Source organism: Thioalkalivibrio sp. ALD1, from assembly GCF_000381245.1.
Taxonomy (GTDB): Bacteria; Pseudomonadota; Gammaproteobacteria; order Ectothiorhodospirales; family Ectothiorhodospiraceae; genus Thioalkalivibrio.
This window is the reverse complement of sequence record NZ_KB906241.1, coordinates 119,726-137,120: the sequence shown is the minus strand read 5'-3', so window position 1 is coordinate 137,120 and position 17,395 is coordinate 119,726. Positions and strand designations below refer to the sequence as shown.

The window sequence follows — 17,395 nt, the reverse complement described above, 5'->3', positions numbered from 1 at the left end:
CTCATGGCGGATCCGAGCTGCCCGCAGGTATATCTGATCTCCGACGGGACCGGGATCACCGCGGAGACGCTGGCGCGCTCGCTGTTCACGCAGTTCCCGGACCTGGCCCCGGCCTGGCACCGGCTGCCTTTTGTGCAGACCCCGGGCCGGCTGTCCAGCGTGTTTGCGCGTGTCGAGGCCGGGCCGCAGCCGGCGGTGGTGGTGGCCACTCTGGCCAACGCCGACCTGCGCCAGGATCTGCGCCACAGCCCGGTTCCGGTTATCGACGTGTTCGGTGAGCAAGTCAGTCGACTGGAGGAGATTCTTGGCGTCCCGGCCCAATCGGTATCCGGACGCGCTCATGGCATGGGGGATGTGACGCGCTACGACCGACGCATCGAGGCCCTGAACTACACGTTGTCGCACGACGATGGCCTGTCCACCCAGGATTTGTCCGTGGCCGATGTGGTGCTGCTGGGCGCTTCGCGCTCGGGCAAGACGCCCACCAGTCTCTATCTGGCGATGAACTACGGTCTGTTCGCGGCGAACTATCCGCTGGTGCCCGAGGATCTGGGTCAGGACGACACGCCGCACATGCCGCGTAGCCTGCGCGGTCTTGGCCAGCGCATGGTTGGCCTGACCATTACCCCCCAGCGCCTGTCCCAGATCCGCGAGGGCCGCCGGCCAGGGAGTCAGTACGCAAGCCTCAACCAGTGTCGGGCGGAATGCACCGCGATTCAGGAGTTTCTCGAAACCTGGAGCATCCCCCACCTGGATGTCACCGAGCTGTCCATCGAGGAGATCGCGACCCAGGTGCGCGATACCCTGGACCGGGTTCAGGGTAACTGAGCGAGTCCCCGGAAGAACGCTGGATTCAGTCAGCGCCTCCCTTGGCATCCCGTCGGGCATGCCGGAGAATGTCGCGGACTTTCCGTCGAACTGCAGCAAGGAGCCCGCATGAACGCCGCCGGACCCGGACAAGAGATCGCCATCTTCCTGATCAGCGTCGTCTTCGGGATCTACATCATCCTGTTGATCCTGCGCACGATCTTCGGGCTGGTGCGGGCGGAATACCACAACCCGATCTCGCAGACGATCGTGATGCTGACCGACCCGCCGCTGCGCATCCTGCGACGGGTGATCCCCTCGGTCGGTCGGGTCGATCTGGCCGCGATCGTGCTGATTGTCGTGCTCAAGTGCGTCGAATTGTGGTTGCGTGCGGCGATCCTCGGGGCAGATGTGGGGCTTGGCGTGATCTTCTACGTCGCCATCCGCGAGGTCCTGACCACCGTGATCTGGGTGTTCATCATCGCCCTGATTGTCGAGGTCGTGATGAGCTGGATTCAGGCTGGCGGCGGTGGTGGGGGCCACAACCCCATCCTGCGACTGGTCGGCGACGTCAATCGACCCATTCTCGGCCCCCTTCGCCGGACCCTGCCGCGGGCCGGCGCGATTGATTTTTCCCCGATGGTCGCCCTGGTGGGGTTGTACATCTTGCTGATTCTCGTGCGCTCTTTTTGATCGAGATCATCCAGACCCGGAAACCCTCCTGTTTTGCCGGTTTCATCCGCACGAAAAGGCGCTAGACTCGAAGACAGGGTGTGGTGCCATCCGCCTTGGTGGTGGTGGGCTACCCCCTTATACCCTCAACGGCAGAGGAGTCAGCCATGGTAAAAGTGCATCGGGTCATCACCGGCTTCATCGTCGCCCTGGCGGCGGTTGTTCTCGGCAGCTCGATGGCGTCCGCCAACGAGGCGGAGTTTGATAACTACGTGGTCTACTACAACGTCATCAATACCACCTTCCTCTCCCCCGAGGTCGCTCAGGCTTACGATGTGCGCCGCAGCGCCAACCGCGCAATGGTCAACGTGACCGTGATGGAGCGCACCGATGACGGGCTGAAGGCCGTATCCGCGAATCTTAGCGGTACTGCGACCAACATGAACGACCAGATGCGCAATCTGCGCTTTCGGGAGATTCAGGATGGCGATGCCATCTATCAGCTTTCCGAGGTGACCGTTCGCCGCGGCGAGACCCTTGAGTTCGCGCTCGAGGTGACGCCGGAAGGCAGCGAGCGGGCCCTGCCCATCAGTTTCAGTCGCGAATTCTTCGCCGACTGAGTCAAGCGTACCCCCGCCAGGTGGCGGGGGTTACATTGCCAGCCGCAACAGCATCCAGCCGCCGTAGAGGAGGATCGCGGTTCCCGCCAGGGTTCGAACCCAGCGCTGCTGAACAAACGCAGCCATGCGCGCCGCGAAAACTCCCATTAGCAGCAGGTTTGGCAGCGTACCCAGCGCGAAGGCCGCCATCAGCAGCGCACCTTCGGTGGCTCCGCCGGCGCTGAGCGACCAGGCCAGCACGCTGTAGACCAGCCCGCAGGGCAGCCAGCCCCACAGCCCGCCAACCAGAAGCGCCTGGCCGGCATGCCGCACCGGTAGCAATCGCCTTCCCAGCGGCTCGATACGACGCCACACCACGCCGCCGGCCTGTTCCAGGCGTGCGAGGACCGGCCACCAGCCGCCGATGTACAGCCCCAGCAGGATCAGGAAGGCTGCGGCAAACCCCTGCAGGATCGCCTGCCCGGCCGGCAGCCCCCCCAGCAGGGTGGCACCCAGCCAGCCGGCGAGGGCCCCGGCGATCACATAGCTGCCCATGCGCCCGAGGTTGTAGGCCAGGAGCAGGTCAAACCCCGGACCCCGGCGGCCATGCCCGAGCGAGATCGCGCCCACGATGCCGCCGCACATCCCGAGGCAGTGAACACCTCCCAGGATGCCCACCGCAAGGGCGGCAAGCAGTGTGCCCGGGTCACCCATCAGTTCCCCTTCCTGTCAGTCCGGGTCGGCGGCATCACCCAGGACCTCGTGCTTGGTGCGGATGAACGTCGAGTGCGGGACATACAGGAGATCGGCCAGGTGCCGGATCACGGCCTCCTGACGCTTGTGCAGGTCTTGATTGGCCCACGCGGCGCGCCACAGCGCGCGCATGATGTCAGCCTTCTGGCCGGCGTCGAAGGCCGCGTTGACCTCGCGCACCATCGGGTGGATCGACACGAGTTCGTCGCTCTTCTCGCGGGCGATCTCGAGCAGGCCGTCAGCGGTGTCCGCATCCAGTTCGAACAGCTCGATCAGGCTGGCGCGCACGGAGTCGAGTTCAACCTCGTGCAGTTCGAAATCGGCGCGGCAGACCTCCATGATCAGCGCGGCCGCCGCGCGCTCCAGGCGGTGTTCGTTGTCGCCGGATTCGTCGTCGCTCAGATCCGTGCGCATCAGGCGCTGCCAGTGGCGGCGCAGTTCGTCGATCATCGGGGCTCCTTTCTGCAGGCGGGTGCTTTGCGTATGGTGCCCGAATGCACGCTACGGACAAGTACACGGGCGAAGCGCCCCCCGATCTGCTCCTGCTGTCCGGCGGTATCGAGAGCAGCGCCCTGCTGGTGCAACAGCATGCGCAGACCCGGTCGCTGCGCGCCCTGTGGGTGGATTATGGCCAGCGCAATGCCGAGCGCGAGCGGGCCGCGATCCGCGCCCTGGGCGCGGATTGTGGTGTCGAGCCCGTCGAGATGGATCTGCGCGCGTTGCGACAGGCGTTTGCCAGGCGTTCGGAGTGGGTCGCGCATGTGCCGCTGCCGCAGCGCAACCTGCTGGTGCTGGCGCTGGCGATCAATCTCGCCGAGCACCAGGGAGCGGGGCGCATCCTGCTGGCCCTCAATCGCGAGGACCAGGGGCATGGCCCGGGCTCGCGCCCTTCCTTTATCGGGCATCTCGCGACGCTGGCGGACGAGCTGGTACCGGGGCTGGCGATCGAGGCCCCGCTGATCGAGCGGTCCAAGGCCGAGATCATCCGCGACACCGATCCGCTGGGGATCGACTGGTCCCGCACCTGGAGCTGCCTTCTGGCACAATCACTTCACTGTGGACGCTGCCCGCAGTGCCAGGCGCGTCGCGCGGCCTTTGCCGCGGCGAGCGTGCCCGATCCGACCAGCTACCGCGAACCACCCCGATGACCGAGTCCGTTCTTCCCAAGCATGTGATCGAGCGCCTGGAGATCGCCATCCTCACGGGCGAGACCCTGCAGCTGAACTGGGCCGAGCCCGATTCCAGTCAGGCGTGGTGGGGCAAGGTGATCCCGCGCGAGGTCCGCGAGGCGGACGGGTATCACTGGCTGGACGGCGAGTGCGATGGCCGCGATGTACAGATCCGGCTGGATCTGATCCGCAACCTTCCGACTCCCGTCAAGTAGCGGGCCGTGACCGGCCCGGCAGCCCGGGCAGCAGGTCGGCCAGTGATTCCAGCAGCAGGAAATCCCGCGAGTCCATCGGCTCCCCGCGTTCGTCCGGGTAGCGCATGCCGCGCAGCTCGGACAGGCCCTGCAGCGCTGCGCTGGCCAGGGCCAGCAGGTTGTCGTCGACCAGCAGTGTGCGGGCCGGATTGTAGGGGGCCACGCGCTGCAGGCGTTCCCAGAAGTCGGTGTCCTCCTTGGCACACTCGAGATCGTGGGCAGAGACGATTGTGTCCAGGTGGTCCCCGATCCGCGTGAGTTGGTGCTTGAAGTTGTAGACCTTCGGATGGGCGTTGGTCACCAGGACGCGTCGACGACCGCTACGCTGCAGGGCGTCCAGCAGGGCCTCGGCATGCGGCTTGATCGTGACGTGGTGGGCCAGTTCGCGCTTCAGCCCCAGCACGTCGAGCCCGGTGAAGCGGGTCCAGTGGTCCACGCAGTACCATTCGAGCTTGCCGCGCACGCGCTGCATCTCGTCTTCCAGGCGCCGGCGGGCGCACTCCGGGTCGTCCGGCTGGCAGCGGATGTACTCGGCGGGGATCAGCTCGCGCCAGAAGCGGTTGTCAAAGTGCAGATCGAGCAGCGTGCCGTCCATGTCGAACAGCACCGTGTCGATGTGCGACCAGTCGACATGCACCGATGATTCCTGCGGATTCGGATTTTTTTCGGGGTTTTTGGGGTCCACAGCGAACGGAACCTCAAAGAGGGTGAATTGCGATGGCCTCCATAGTACCCGAATACCGTCTGACCCCCGGTCCCCTGTTTTTGGCGCTGGCCTCTCTGGCGCTGCTGCCGCTTTCCGCACAGGCGATGGATCCGGACGACCCCGATTACGACCCCTTTGAGGACGACAGCCTGTGGGGCGAGACCGTGTCGCCGGACGAGACCCAGACGACCAGCCCCGATCTCAAGTTCCTGACCGAGGAGCCAGAGAAGGTTCCCCATCACCACCAGAATCAGATCACGCTGAGCCAGTCTTCGCTGGAGGACGGCTGGGTGGAATTACGCCAGTGCCATAACGACATTACGCCGATCCGGCGCATGGTGATTGTATACAATGAGGAGCGAATCGATGACCTTCAGGTCGAATCCACAACGAATATCGACCGCGCCGAGGCGCTGGGTGATCGCGTCGATCTGCGCGGAGTGGAGAAGGGCTCCGAGGTCTGCATCACGGCGCGCATGCGCGTGATCGAACATGAGGGGGATGGCATCTACAAGATGGAGAACGGTCCGTTCGTGCGGCGTTTTCTCGACGGCTATTTCCCCATGCGGGTGACCATGGCCGTGAACTGGGGTGACCTGGATCTGCGTCTCGAGGACACCCGGCCCGAGGCTCAGGACGGTTTCGAGGTCGTCGAGTCCGATCATGGCATCATCCTCGACACCCTGTTCGAGGGCGAGCTGAGAACCCAGGTACGCCTGCGCAACGCCGAATGAAGGACGCATGAGTCGAGACAAACCGGATGTCCAGAGTCGTCGCACGGTCGCCCGTAGTCGGCTTTTCGAGGTCGAGGAGCTGGATCTTGAGTTCAGCAACGGGGCACGTACCTGCTTTGAACGCCTGATCAGTCGAGGATACGGCTCGGTCATCGTCGCCCCGGTGCAGGCCGATCGAACCGTGTTGCTGATCCGCGAATACGCGGCCGGTACCCACCGCTACGAACTCGGACTGCCCAAGGGCCGCATCGAGGCACGCGAAGACATTCTGGTCGCCGCTAACCGCGAGATCATGGAGGAGGTCGGGTATGGCGGTCACCGCCTGACCCACCTCGGCGCGTTGACCGTCGCGCCCGGCTACATGTCGCACGAGACGCACCTCATTGTCGCGGAGGACCTCTACCCCCAGGGCGCAGAGGGTGACGAGCCGGAGGCCATCGATGTCGTCCCCTGGTCACTGGACCGGCTGGGTGAACTGGTCGCCCGTGAGGATTGCACCGAGGCGCGCTCTATCGCGGCGCTCTACATGGTGCGTGATTTTCTCGACGCCTGAGCCGGGTTCTGCCAAGGTACGCGCATCCCGTACCACCCGACAGAAAGGATCCCCAATGATCGAACCGCCCAGGGACGCGGCCCTGACCGCCCTGATGCAGGAAGTGGGTGGTCTAGCCGAGGATGCTGGCCGTGCCATCCTCGAGATCTACGAGACCCGCTTCGCGGTCACCGAGAAGGATGACCGTTCCCCGTTGACCGAGGCCGACCTGGCCGCGCACCGCGTGATCGCACAGGGGCTGCGCGAAATTGCGCCGGAGTGGCCGGTGCTGTCCGAGGAGGGGCAGGATGTCCCGTTCGAGCGCCGCCAGCAGTGGCGGACCTACTGGCTGATCGATCCCCTCGATGGTACCCGCGAGTTCGTGAAGCGCACGGGCGAGTTCACGGTCAATATCGCTCTGATTCATGAGCACGAGCCGCTGATGGGGGTGGTCTGGAGCCCGGTCCTGCAGCGGCTGTACGCAGGCCACGCCGGGGGCGGCGCCATCCGGCGTGATGGTTCGGAGGCCCCGCGCACCATCGAAGTGGCGCGCGACCGTATCGACACCGAGCACCCGCTGGTGGCAGGCAGTCGTTCGCACGGGGCCGAGCGGCTGAATGCCGTGCTCGAACGCCTGGGGCCGCACGACCTGGTGAGTCTGGGCAGCTCGATGAAGCTATGCATGGTGGCCGAGGGGGCCGCGGACATCTATCCGCGGCTGGGGCCTACCAGCGAGTGGGATACCGCGGCGGCGCACGCGGTAGTGCGGGCCGCGGGCGGGCATGTGACGGACCTCCGCGGGCAGGAGCTTCGCTACAACACCAAGGAGAGCATGCTCAATCCCGAGTTTCTGGTCTGCGCCGGCAATCCGGCGCGCTGGCTGCGCCGCCTCGGCCTCCCCGACGACTAGCCTTCTCCCGCCCACCAGCTAGCGGGCCTTGATGTGCCCTGGTTGGCCCTCAGCGTCGCTGAGGCTGGGCTTGGTTCGGCCTCTGGAGTTTACGGTGCCTTCGGTCCACCGCCTGCCAAAAGTCCCGCGCTGTAGGGTGCTGTTGAGCGTAGCGAAACGCACCGTTCCGACGCCGGGGAAACCCTGATGCGATTCGCTGCGCTCATCGGCATCCTACATGGGGTCTGGCGCCCGCCGGCGGGCGCGGCACGCCATGGCCGCAGGCCGAGCGTGCCTAGATGTGGGAACACCTAGCCTTCAACCATTGCCACGAATGTCAGGATTGCCGTTGTCTTGACCTTCTCCCCCCGTATGCAGCCCCTTGCGGAAGGGTTCTCGGGACGGAAGAGAGGCGCTGACTGTCTGAGCGAAGCGACAGCGTAGCGAGTTTCAGCGCCGCCGGCCCGAGGGCCCTGGAGCAAGGTTCCCGGGCGGAATCCGGGTGCCCTTCTTTGGGTACTTTCTTGGGCAAGCAAGAAAGTACCTCGCGGCGCGCTCGCGAGTGAGCGCAGGCAGGCGGCTAGACGAAGGCACGTAAACACCGGATGACGAACCAAGCCCAGCCTGAAAAGCGGTGGCGCGGAGCGCTCTACTGTCCGAGTTCGCGCGAGCGCTCGGCCGCTGCCGCCATCGCGCGGCGCATAAGTCCGCGCAGGTCGCCGTCCTCCAGCACCTGCAGGGCCCGCTCGGTGGTGCCGCCCGGTGACGTCACGCGGTGACGCAGTTCGGCGGGTGGCTCGTCGCTTTCGGCGGCCAGCCGGGTCGCACCCGCCAGTGTGCCGAGGGTCAACTCCAGGGCGGTGTCGGGTGGCAGCCCGAGCGACTGCGCGGCGTCCTGCATCGCCTCGATCATCATGAAGACGTAGGCCGGGCCGCTGCCCGAGGTCGCCGTGACCGCGTGCATCAGCTCCTCGTCCGCTACCGGGATCGCCCGCCCCACTGACTCCAGCAGGCGATTGGCGGTGTCACGGTCCTCGGCGGTGGCCGTGGGGGCGGCGAACAGGCCGGTCACGCCGGCGCCGACCAGGGCCGGTGTATTGGGCATGGCGCGCACGAGGCGAGTGTCGTCACCGAGCCAGCCGGCCAGTTGGGCCGTCGTTATGCCGGCGGCTACCGAGATCACCAGGGGTTGCCCGCGGGCGACTGCCTCGCGCAGCGTGGGAGCCAGGTCCGGCAGGGTCTGTGGCTTGACCGCGAGCACCAGCGTGGCGCTGCCCTCGGCGAGCGTCTCGGGGTTCGCGGCCTGCAGCCCGGGATAGCGGGCCTGGAGATCGCGCACGCGTTCGGCGCTCTTGTCGGCGATCGCGATGCGTTCGGCATCGTGGCCGGACTGGACCAGCCCCTGCAGCAGGGCTTCCCCCATGTTGCCGGCGCCGACAAAGCCGACTTCGAAGCGATGTTCCGTCATGCGGACTCCTGTGTTGATGGGTTACTGGCTGGCGCCGCTCGTGGGCCAAACAAGGCGGTGCCAATGCGAATCACAGTGGCACCCTCGAGAATTGCGGCCTCAAGATCGCCCGACATGCCCATGGACAGGGTGTCCAGGGAGTGCCCCCGCGCATTGAGTTCGTCCTGCAGCTGGCGCAGCCGGGCAAACGGCTGACGCTGGCACTCGCGATCACTTTCCGCGGCCGGCAGGGTCATCAGGCCGCGCAGCGTCAGCCCGGGCAGGTTCGCGACGGTGTCGGCCAGCGCGGCGGCGGCCTCCGGAGGGACACCCGCCTTCTGGCTCTCGTCCGAGACATTGATCTGCAGGCAGACCTGCAAGGGCGGCAGGTCTGCCGGGCGCTGTTCCGACAGGCGGCGGGCAATGCGCTCGCGGTCGATGGTGTGTACCCAGTGAGCGCGCTCGGCGACCGGGCGGGTCTTGTTGCTCTGCAGCGCGCCGATGTAGTGCCACTCGAGCCCCAGGGGCTCCGGGCCGGTCTCGAGTGCGTCGAACTTGTCGACCAGTTCCTGCACATAGTTCTCGCCGAACGCTGTCTGTCCGAGGGTGTGCAGCGCGCGGATGTCGTCGGCCGCACGGGTCTTGGATACGGCCAGCAGCTGCACCGTGTCGGGGTCGCGTCCGGCCTGCTCGCAGGCATGAACCATGCGTTCGCGAACGGCCTTCAGTGCGTGGTCTGGTGCGCTCATGGCCCTATGATATAGTCCGATGAAACGTAAGGGCACCGCCGTCAGGCGGGTGGTGTCCGCCACACGCTGGGGGGCCCGGCAGGGCGCCGCCCGGGATGGGGCGCTGGGGCTGGCGGCCTGTCTCCGGCTGGACAGGGGGATGCATGGATATCACGCAGCTGCTGGCCTTTTCGGTCAAGAACGGGGCCTCGGATCTGCACATCTCGGCGGGCATGCCGCCGATGGTGCGCATCGACGGCGATATGCGCCGCGTGAATGTGCCGGTCATGGACCACAAGGAGGTCCAGGGCCTGATCTACGACATCATGAACGACCGCCAGCGCAAGGACTACGAGGAGTTCCTGGAGACGGACTTCTCGTTCGAGGTCTCGGGGCTGGCGCGTTTTCGTGTCAACGCGTTCAACCAGGACCGGGGCGCTGCGGCGGTCTTTCGTACCATTCCCTCCAAGGTGCTCACGCTGGAAGAACTGGCGGCACCGCGTATCTTCGAGGAGATCGCCAACTATCCGCGTGGCATTGTGCTGGTGACCGGCCCGACCGGTTCGGGCAAGTCGACCACGCTGGCGGGCATGGTCAACCACCGCAACGAAAACGATTACGGGCACATCCTGACGATCGAGGACCCGATCGAATTCGTGCACGAATCGAAGAAGTCGCTGGTGAACCAGCGCGAAGTGCACCGCGATACCCATGGCTTTTCCGAGGCGCTGCGTTCGGCCCTGCGCGAGGATCCCGACACCATCCTGGTCGGCGAGCTGCGTGATCTCGAGACGATCCGCCTTGCGCTGACTGCGGCCGAGACCGGTCACCTGGTCTTTGGAACCCTGCATACCAGTTCCGCCGCCAAGACGATCGACCGTATTGTTGATGTGTTCCCGGCGGCCGAGAAGGACATGGTGCGAGCGATGCTGTCCGAGTCGTTGCGCGCGGTGATTGCGCAGACCCTGATGAAGAAGATTGGGGGTGGTCGTGTCGCGGCGCACGAGATCATGCTTGGAACACCGGCCATTCGAAACCTGATCCGCGAGAACAAAATCGCGCAAATGTACTCGACTATCCAGACCAGTGCCGGAACCGGTATGCAGACCCTCGACCAGTGCCTGAAGGACATGCTGGCCCAGGGCGTGATCAGTCGCGACGACGCCAAGCGCAAGGCCTCCAACCCGGATTCGTTCTGAGCCCCCATCCCGGGTTGGGGATCTGACAACGGGAGAAGCACCATGGATCGTGACAAGGCGATCAAGTACATGCATGACCTGCTGCGGGCCCTGGTGGACCGTGGTGGCTCGGACCTGTTCATCACCGTCGGCATGCCCCCGGCGGCGAAGATCGACGGTCGTGTGGTGCCGATGACGGAGCAGAAACTCACACCGTCGCACACCCAGGCACTGGTGCGTGCGTTGATGAACGACAAGCAGTCGGCGGAGTTCGAGCGACACCAGGAGTGCAACTTCGCGATTGGCTTGCAGGGGGTCTCGCGTTTTCGCGTGAATGTGTTCACCCAGCGTGGCAGCCCCGGAATGGTGCTGCGTACGATCAACTCGGTGATTCCTAGATTCGAGGACATCCAGATGCCCCCGCAGCTGGAGGAGATCACCCAGGAGCGCCGAGGCCTGGTGATCTTTGTCGGCGGCACCGGCTCGGGGAAGTCGACCTCGCTGGCCGCCATGATCGGTTATCGCAACCGCACCTCCGCGGATCACATTGTCACTATCGAGGACCCGATCGAGTTCGTCCACGAGCATGACAAGAGCATCATCACCCAGCGCGAGGTGGGCGTGGACACCGAGGGTTACGAGATCGCGCTGAAGAACACCCTGCGCCAGGCGCCGGATGTCATCCTGATTGGCGAGATCCGCGACCGCGAGACGATGGATTATGCCATCGCCTTTGCCGAGACCGGGCACCTGTGCCTGTCCACCCTGCATGCCAACAGCACCAACCAGGCGCTGGACCGCATCATCAACTTCTTCCCCGAGGACCGGCGCGAACAACTGCTGATGGATCTGTCGCTGAACCTGAAAGCGGTGATCTCGCAGCGCCTGGTGCGGCAGGAACATGGCGAGGGCCGCGTGCCGGCGGTGGAGATCCTGATCAACACCCCGCTGATGGCCGATCTGATGCTGAAGGGTGCGGTGCACGAGATGAAGGAACTGATGTCGCGCTCCCGCGAGCAGGGCATGCAGACCTTTGACCAGGCACTGTTCGACCTCTACGAGACCCGCAAGATTAGTTACGAGGAGGCCCTGCGCAACGCCGATTCGGTGAACGACCTGCGCCTGCGTATCAAGCTCGATTCACGGCGTGCACAGGACGATGGTGCTCCGGCGGTGTCCGACGAGGGCGAGGGTCTGGCGGTGGACGAACGTCCAGAGGACTACAGCGTCCGCTGACGGCCTGCGCCGACCGGGAGATCACTAATGAGCCAGATGCAGATCGAACCGTACCTGAGTCTGATGGCGCAGAAGAGGGCCTCGGATCTGTTTTTCGTGACCGGTGCGCCCGCGAGTATCAAGGTCGACGGGATCCTGCAGCCGATCTCGCGCAAGGCCCTTGCCCCCGGTCAGGCGGAGGCCATCGCGCGCGAGATGATGAACGAGCACCAGGCCGAGATCTTCGACCGCGAGACGGCGGTCAACTTCGGCATTTCGCGCTCCGGGCTGGGACGCTTTCGCGTGAACGTCTATCGCCAGCGCAGCGAGGTTGCGATGGTGATCCGCTTTATCCGCATGTCCATTCCGACCATCGAACAACTCGGGCTGCCCGCAGTCTTGCAGGAGTTTGTCGCGCACCAGGATGGGCTGATCCTGATCGTCGGCGCCACCGGAACGGGGAAATCCACCACGCTGGCTTCGATGATCGATCATCGCAATACGCATTCCAGCGGTCACATCCTCACTGTCGAGGACCCGATCGAGTTTCTCTTTACACACAAGCGTTCGATCGTCGGGCAGCGTGAGGTGGGGATCGACACGCCGAGCTATGATCACGCCCTGCAGGAGGGTATGCGCGAGGCCCCGGACGTGATCATGATTGGCGAGGTGCGTTCGCGCGAGACTATGCGCGCGGCGCTGACCTATGCCGACACCGGCCACCTCGTACTGACGACCCTGCACGCGACCAATGCCAGTCAGGCCTTGGATCGCGTGATCAACCTGTTCCCCGAAGACAACCGTTCGCAGATCCTCTCGGATCTGTCGCTGAACCTGCGCGCGATCATCGCCCAGCGGCTGTTGCAGACCAAGGACGGGCAGCGTGTGGCCGCGCTGGAAATCATGGTGAACACGCCGTATATCGCCGAACTGATCCGTGACGAGAAGATCAGCGAGATCAAGGAGATCATGGCCAAGGGCAGCTCGGTGGGTATGCAGACCTTCGATCAGGCCATCGTCAAGCTGTTCAAGGGCGGCCGGGTCATGCTGGACGAGGCCCTGAACAAGGCGGATTCGCGCGCCGATCTTGAATGGCGCCTCAACTTCGGTGGCGGCGTCTCCGCAGCCGACGAGGCCGAGGAAGACCTTCAACTCCCCGAGCGGTAGGATGCGCTGAGCGAAGCGAACCGCATCACCCTCCGTTCCTGCAACTCAGACTCCGGATCGTCTCCGTGAGCTTTACGGGGTGAAGGTCTCGGTCGGGGTTCGCCCCTCAGGCCCGCGCCGGCTCCGGGAATACGTCGGCGGCGGCGAATACCGGGCCATCCACGCAGACTCGCTTCATCGCGACTCCGTCGGGGGAGCGCACCGGTACCGTGCAGCCGGCGCAGCCGCCCACTGCGCAGGCCATGAATTCCTCCAACGAAACCTGACAGGGCAGGCCGAACTCTGCCGCCAGTTCCGCGCAGGCCTCGAGCATCGGGTGCGGGCCGCAGGCATAGAGCTCGACCTGATCACGTTCCGCAGGCGAGAGCGTCTTGAGCCAGGCCCGGCCAAGATCGGTCACGAAGCCGTCGTGGGCGCCGGGGATACCGGCCTTCGAGGTCAGGCGGCAGGCCACGCCCCAGTCCTCCAGCAGCGGCAGGGTCGCGATCGCCCCGTCCGGCAGCCCTGGCCAGAGGATTTCCGAGGGTTTGGCGCGAAACGGGAACGGCACCTCGGAGCCTAGGATCGCGCGGGTCTGGCCCGCCTCGCCCTGGCGGCGCAGGTGGTCGGCCAGAAAGATCATTGGAGGGATGCCGACGCCCCCTCCGAGCAGCAGCCGCAGCGGGCGTTCGGGATTCAGCCGGAACGGGACCCCGATCGGCCCCAGCACACTCAGAGAGTCGCCCACCGGTTGCTGCGAGAGCGCCCGTGTGCCGTCGCCCACCACCTTGTAGAGGAACTCGACCCATCCGGCGTCGCGGTCGACCCGCTGGATCGACAGGGGGCGCCGCATCGGCAGATTCGGCGAACACTGGATGTGGGCAAACTGCCCGGGCGCGGCATGGCGCGCGCATTCGGGCGCCTCGACGCGCAAGATCCACTGCTCGGCCCCGGCATCCTGGTGGTCCAGTATGCGGGCGGCCTCCTGGAAGATTGTGCCGCGGTGGGGGCGTTCGGTGCCGGTGGCGGTCATGCGTTGTCCTTAGGGAAACACTGAATAATGTACACGCTCGCGCTCGAGTCGCTTTTGCGTGCGAACAAGGCGCGGTGACTGCCGTGCAGTGACTCTGCACAAGGGAGCCGCAACGCCGTGCGCATGCAAAAGCGGCCGAGCCCCTGCTGTAATGGCTTGTGGGGTTGGCACCCCAGGTTCCCCGATCCAGCGTTGCGCCCCGAATCAGTTAGAAACGGGCGGGTAGAACCACTACCCGCTGCGCGACGCGCCTTGTCTCGGAAAACCTGGGGTGCCAACGCGAGCGTGTACATTATTCAGTGTTTCCCTCAGTGGGCTGAGTCCAGGCCGGACGGCCCGCCACCCAGGTCTCGCGGACCTGGCCGGAGAAGGTCCAGCCGAAAAACGGCGAGTTGCGCCCGGTGCTCAGCCAGTCCTGCTTTCGCATCTCGTGCAGTGCGGCGGGATCGTACAGCACGAAATCGGCGCGCGCACCGGCGCCCAGACGGCCCTGTTCGAACCCAAGGATTTCCGCGGGTCCGGACGTCACGCGCGCCAGCGCCTCGCCCAAACTCAGCAGACCATCCTCGACCAGGCGCAGGGTCAGGGGGAGCAGGGTCTCCAGGGCCGAGATCCCGGGCTCGGTCCCCGCAAACGGCCCGAGTTTGGCGTCCGCCTCATGCGGCTGGTGGTCCGAGCAAATGGCGCTGATCTCGCCGCGCGCGACGGCCGCGCGCAGACCGTCACGGTCGCGCTGGGCACGCAGCGGCGGGATCACATGGCCGTTCGGGTCATACTCGGCCACATCGACCTCGGTCAGGAACAGCTGGTGGGCGGCGACATCGGCGGTGACCGGCAGGCCCTCGGCGCGTGCCTTGGCGATCATCTCGGCCCCGCGGCGCGTCGACAGCCGCGCGACGTGCACGCGTGCCCCGGTCTGTTCGACCAGGGCCAGGATGGCGCCCAGTGCGGCGGTTTCGGCCGCCTCCGGGATGCCCGACAGGCCCAGGCGCGTGGAGACCGCACCCTCGTGCATGCAGCCCGACCCGGTCAGCGACAGGTCCTGGGCGGGCAGTACGATCGTCAGACCGAAAGTGGTCGCATATTCCAGGGCTCGGCGCAGCACCAGCAGGCTGGCCAGCGGCCTGTGGGCGTTGCTCACACCGCGGGCCCCCGCCTGCTGCAGCGCCGCCATCTCGGCAAGCTGCTGGCCCTCCAGACGTTGTGTGAGGGCACCGAGGGTATAGACCCGCACCCCGCAGGCCTGCCGCGCGCGGCGCGCGATTAGCTCGATCTCGGCCGGGGAGTCGATCGGTGGATCGGTATCCGGGGGAATCACGACGCTGGTGATGCCCCCGCGCGCGGCGGCCAGCGTCTCGCTGGCGATGGTGGCCTTGTGCTCCTCGCCGGGCTCGCGCATGCGCGCGGACAGGTCGATCAGGCCGGGGAACACCCAAAGCCCGGTGCCATCGATGCGCCGGCGCGGTTCGAAGCCGTCCGGTATCTGGCCCCGTGCGAGAATCTCGGCGCCCTGCAGGCAGAGCGCCCCGACCTCGTCGTAGTCGTCCGCCGGGTCGATGATTCGTACATTCTCGATCAGCACACTCACGACTGGTGCGCCCCCATCACCATGGACATCACGGCCTGGCGGACCGAGATGCCGTAGGTCACCTGCTGCAGGATCACCGAGTGCGGGCCGTCCGCCACGGCGGACTCGATCTCCACGCCGCGGTTGGCCGGGCCCGGGTGCATCACCAGGCAGGTGGGATGGGCCAGTTGCAGGCGCCGCGAGGTCAGGCCGAACAGCTGGTAGTACTCGTGTTCGGAGGGCAGGTGGGCGTTCTCCATGCGTTCGCGCTGCAGGCGCAGCATGATGATTACGTCGACATCCTTCAGCCCTGCGTCGAGGTCGTTGTAGACGTGCACGCCGAGCTGGTCGACATCCGCCGGCAGCAGTGAGCAGGGCGCGACCACGCGCACCTCGCCGGTCTGCAGGATGTTGAGCGCGTGGATCTGCGAGCGCGCGACGCGCGAGTGCAGGATGTCACCGACGATCGCGACCTTCAGCTTGGTGAAGTCGCCCTTGTGCCGGCGGATGGTGAACATGTCCAGCAGGGCCTGGGTGGGGTGCGCGTGGCGGCCGTCGCCGGCATTGAGCACGCTGATGCCCGGGGCGACATGGCGGGCGATGAAATGCGCGGTTCCGCTCTCCTCGTGGCGCACAACAAACATGTCCACGTTCATCGCCTCGAGGTTGCGCAGGGTGTCCAGCAGGCTCTCGCCCTTGACCGCCGAGGAGGTGCTGATGTTGATGTTGAGTACGTCCGCGGACAGGCGCTTGGCGGCCAGTTCGAAGGTGGTGCGGGTGCGGGTGCTGGCCTCGAAGAACAGATTGACGATGGTCTTGCCGCGCAGCAGCGGCACCTTCTTGACCGCCTTTTCGTTCATGTTCGCGAACGACTCGGCGGTATCCAGGATCTCGTTCAGGAGGTCGCGGTTGAGGCCCTCGATGGTGAGCAGGTGGCGCAGCTGGCCGTCATCGGTCAGCTGCAGGCGATTGGGCAACGGGCCCGGCTCCGGCAGGCGGGCAGCGCCGGCCAGGGACGGGGTGACCACGGCATCGCTCATGCGTCGGCGTCTCCATCGCTCTCGAGGGTGACGCGCTCCAGGCGCAGGGGTTCGGGGCCTCGCAGCTTGATCTGTTCCCGGTCGCCCAGTTCCATGTGTTCCCCGACGATCGCGGCGGAAATGGGCAGCTCGCGCCCATCGCGCTCGACCAGCACGGCGAGGGTGACCGAGGCAGGACGCCCGTAGTCGAACAGTTCATTCAGGGCGGCGCGTATTGTACGCCCGGTGTACAGCACGTCATCCACCAGGAGGACGTGCACGCCGTCCAGGTCCTCCGGCAGCTCGGACGGGCGGACCTGCGGATGCATGCCGATGCGCGAGAAGTCGTCGCGGTAGAAGCTGATATCCAGCTTGCCCAGCGGCCTTTCCACCCCGAGGCGTTCGCGCAGGTGCTCGGCGATCCAGACACCGCCAGAGTGGATGCCGACCACCATCGGGTTGTCCATGTCGTGTCTGGCCAGGTACTGGCGCGCCTGTTCGGCCATGCGGTCGAGCAGGGTTGGGACGTCCGGCGTCATCATGCGTTCTCCTGAAACCAGCCTTCTAGGATGACCGCGGCAGCGTGGGCGTCCAGCCCCGGGTCGTGGCGTCCCCGCCCGCTGCGCTCGCGGGCCAGGTGCGATGTCAGATGCTCGTCGTACCAGTATACCGGCTGGTCGTAGCGTGCTTCGAGGGCCGCCCCGAATGCGCGGATCCGTTTGGCCAGCGGGGTGGGTTTCCCGTCCGCCTGGGTGGGCCAGCCGACCACAAAGCCCTCGGGCGCCCACTCGCTTACCAGGCTGTCGATCACGGGCCACAGCTCCGGTGAGTCGGTGTTGAGCGTGCGCAGTCCGCGCGCCGCGCCGGTGAGTTCCTCGCCCACCGCGATCCCGATCCGTCGGCGGCCGTAGTCGAAGGCCAGAAGCCCCATCGCGTTGTCTCGGCCC

At 65.9% G+C, this 17,395-nt stretch carries 21 protein-coding genes; 11 read left to right on the top strand and 10 right to left on the bottom strand.

Annotated elements, in window-relative coordinates; genetic code table 11:
- Positions 1-3 precede the first annotated feature (3 nt).
- The 3 genes from F623_RS0100680 (at position 4) to F623_RS0100670 (ending at position 2,099) form a co-directional block, all read left to right on the top strand.
- Complete coding sequence (locus F623_RS0100680; RefSeq protein ID WP_018861232.1) at positions 4-828, top strand: pyruvate, water dikinase regulatory protein; 825 nt, start codon at positions 4-6, stop codon at positions 826-828.
- 108 nt (positions 829-936) lie between these two features.
- Positions 937-1,500 carry a YggT family protein gene (locus F623_RS0100675; RefSeq protein ID WP_018861233.1) on the top strand — a complete coding sequence of 188 codons (564 nt, stop codon included), beginning with the start codon at positions 937-939 and terminating at the stop codon, positions 1,498-1,500.
- Positions 1,501-1,646: 146 nt separating this feature from the next.
- A complete protein-coding gene (locus F623_RS0100670) occupies positions 1,647-2,099 on the top strand; it encodes a DUF4426 domain-containing protein (RefSeq protein WP_018861234.1) in 453 nt (150 codons plus the stop codon).
- A 30-nt stretch (positions 2,100-2,129) separates the two neighbouring features.
- Here F623_RS0100670 and F623_RS0100665 read toward each other — a convergent pair whose 3' ends face one another.
- Positions 2,130-2,792 carry a sulfite exporter TauE/SafE family protein gene (locus F623_RS0100665; protein ID WP_018868187.1) on the bottom strand — a complete coding sequence of 221 codons (663 nt, stop codon included), beginning with the start codon at positions 2,790-2,792 and terminating at the stop codon, positions 2,130-2,132.
- A gap of 15 nt (positions 2,793-2,807) precedes the next feature.
- Positions 2,808-3,281: a TerB family tellurite resistance protein gene (locus F623_RS0100660; protein WP_018861236.1), complete on the bottom strand. Its 474-nt coding sequence runs from the start codon at positions 3,279-3,281 to the stop codon at positions 2,808-2,810.
- A 44-nt stretch (positions 3,282-3,325) separates the two neighbouring features.
- Here F623_RS0100660 and F623_RS0100655 point away from each other — a divergent pair, with 44 nt between their 5' ends.
- The gene (locus F623_RS0100655; RefSeq protein WP_018868188.1) at positions 3,326-3,979 is read left to right on the top strand and encodes a 7-cyano-7-deazaguanine synthase; all 654 of its coding nucleotides are present in this window, start codon (positions 3,326-3,328) and stop codon (positions 3,977-3,979) included.
- Positions 3,976-4,215, top strand: coding sequence for a hypothetical protein (locus F623_RS0100650; RefSeq protein WP_018861238.1), 240 nt, complete (start codon positions 3,976-3,978; stop codon positions 4,213-4,215). The genes F623_RS0100655 and F623_RS0100650 overlap by 4 nt, the downstream gene beginning before the upstream one ends.
- Here F623_RS0100650 and F623_RS0100645 read toward each other — a convergent pair.
- Positions 4,208-4,891: an HAD family hydrolase gene (locus F623_RS0100645; RefSeq protein WP_018861239.1), complete on the bottom strand. Its 684-nt coding sequence runs from the start codon at positions 4,889-4,891 to the stop codon at positions 4,208-4,210. The two genes, F623_RS0100650 and F623_RS0100645, sit on opposite strands and share 8 nt — an antisense overlap.
- An 89-nt stretch (positions 4,892-4,980) precedes the next feature.
- Here F623_RS0100645 and F623_RS0100640 point away from each other — a divergent pair, with 89 nt between their 5' ends.
- Genes F623_RS0100640 through cysQ form a run of 3 tightly spaced genes read left to right on the top strand, consistent with a single transcriptional unit; the run spans position 4,981 to position 7,136 of the window.
- The gene (locus F623_RS0100640) at positions 4,981-5,694 is read left to right on the top strand and encodes a hypothetical protein (RefSeq protein ID WP_026278628.1); all 714 of its coding nucleotides are present in this window, start codon (positions 4,981-4,983) and stop codon (positions 5,692-5,694) included.
- 7 nt (positions 5,695-5,701) lie between these two features.
- Positions 5,702-6,247: an ADP compounds hydrolase NudE gene (gene nudE, locus F623_RS0100635; protein WP_018868189.1), complete on the top strand. Its 546-nt coding sequence runs from the start codon at positions 5,702-5,704 to the stop codon at positions 6,245-6,247.
- A gap of 55 nt (positions 6,248-6,302) precedes the next feature.
- Positions 6,303-7,136, top strand: coding sequence for a 3'(2'),5'-bisphosphate nucleotidase CysQ (gene cysQ / locus F623_RS0100630; protein WP_018861242.1), 834 nt, complete (start codon positions 6,303-6,305; stop codon positions 7,134-7,136).
- A 628-nt stretch (positions 7,137-7,764) separates the two neighbouring features.
- On the opposite strand, the gene proC is transcribed toward cysQ, so the two are convergent.
- Both proC and F623_RS0100620 read right to left on the bottom strand, forming a co-directional pair.
- Entirely contained in the window at positions 7,765-8,583 is an 819-nt protein-coding gene (gene proC / locus F623_RS0100625) for a pyrroline-5-carboxylate reductase (protein WP_018861243.1), read from the bottom strand.
- Positions 8,580-9,311 carry a YggS family pyridoxal phosphate-dependent enzyme gene (locus tag F623_RS0100620; protein WP_018861244.1) on the bottom strand — a complete coding sequence of 244 codons (732 nt, stop codon included), beginning with the start codon at positions 9,309-9,311 and terminating at the stop codon, positions 8,580-8,582. The genes proC and F623_RS0100620 overlap by 4 nt, the downstream gene beginning before the upstream one ends.
- 143 nt (positions 9,312-9,454) lie before the next feature.
- Here F623_RS0100620 and F623_RS0100615 point away from each other — a divergent pair, with 143 nt between their 5' ends.
- The 3 genes from F623_RS0100615 to F623_RS0100605 are packed head-to-tail and all read left to right on the top strand — an operon-like array spanning position 9,455 to position 12,850.
- Complete coding sequence (locus F623_RS0100615) at positions 9,455-10,489, top strand: type IV pilus twitching motility protein PilT (protein WP_018861245.1); 1,035 nt, start codon at positions 9,455-9,457, stop codon at positions 10,487-10,489.
- A gap of 42 nt (positions 10,490-10,531) precedes the next feature.
- Positions 10,532-11,704, top strand: a complete 1,173-nt coding sequence (locus tag F623_RS0100610; protein WP_018861246.1) for a PilT/PilU family type 4a pilus ATPase — start codon at positions 10,532-10,534, stop codon at positions 11,702-11,704.
- Between the two features lie 27 nt (positions 11,705-11,731).
- Positions 11,732-12,850: a PilT/PilU family type 4a pilus ATPase gene (locus F623_RS0100605; RefSeq protein WP_018861247.1), complete on the top strand. Its 1,119-nt coding sequence runs from the start codon at positions 11,732-11,734 to the stop codon at positions 12,848-12,850.
- 106 nt (positions 12,851-12,956) lie between these two features.
- Here F623_RS0100605 and F623_RS0100600 read toward each other — a convergent pair whose 3' ends face one another.
- The 5 genes from F623_RS0100600 to ruvX form a co-directional block, all read right to left on the bottom strand.
- Positions 12,957-13,862: a dihydroorotate dehydrogenase electron transfer subunit gene (locus tag F623_RS0100600; protein ID WP_018861248.1), complete on the bottom strand. Its 906-nt coding sequence runs from the start codon at positions 13,860-13,862 to the stop codon at positions 12,957-12,959.
- A gap of 292 nt (positions 13,863-14,154) precedes the next feature.
- Positions 14,155-15,450, bottom strand: coding sequence for a dihydroorotase (locus tag F623_RS0100595; RefSeq protein ID WP_018861249.1), 1,296 nt, complete (start codon positions 15,448-15,450; stop codon positions 14,155-14,157).
- Positions 15,447-16,469, bottom strand: coding sequence for an aspartate carbamoyltransferase catalytic subunit (locus F623_RS0100590; protein ID WP_018861250.1), 1,023 nt, complete (start codon positions 16,467-16,469; stop codon positions 15,447-15,449). The genes F623_RS0100595 and F623_RS0100590 overlap by 4 nt, the downstream gene beginning before the upstream one ends.
- Complete coding sequence (pyrR, locus tag F623_RS0100585) at positions 16,466-16,990, bottom strand: bifunctional pyr operon transcriptional regulator/uracil phosphoribosyltransferase PyrR (protein WP_018861251.1); 525 nt, start codon at positions 16,988-16,990, stop codon at positions 16,466-16,468. The genes F623_RS0100590 and pyrR overlap by 4 nt, the downstream gene beginning before the upstream one ends.
- The gene (gene ruvX, locus F623_RS0100580) at positions 16,987-17,379 is read right to left on the bottom strand and encodes a Holliday junction resolvase RuvX (RefSeq protein WP_018861252.1); all 393 of its coding nucleotides are present in this window, start codon (positions 17,377-17,379) and stop codon (positions 16,987-16,989) included. The genes pyrR and ruvX overlap by 4 nt, the downstream gene beginning before the upstream one ends.
- Between the last annotated feature and the right edge of the window lie 16 nt (positions 17,380-17,395).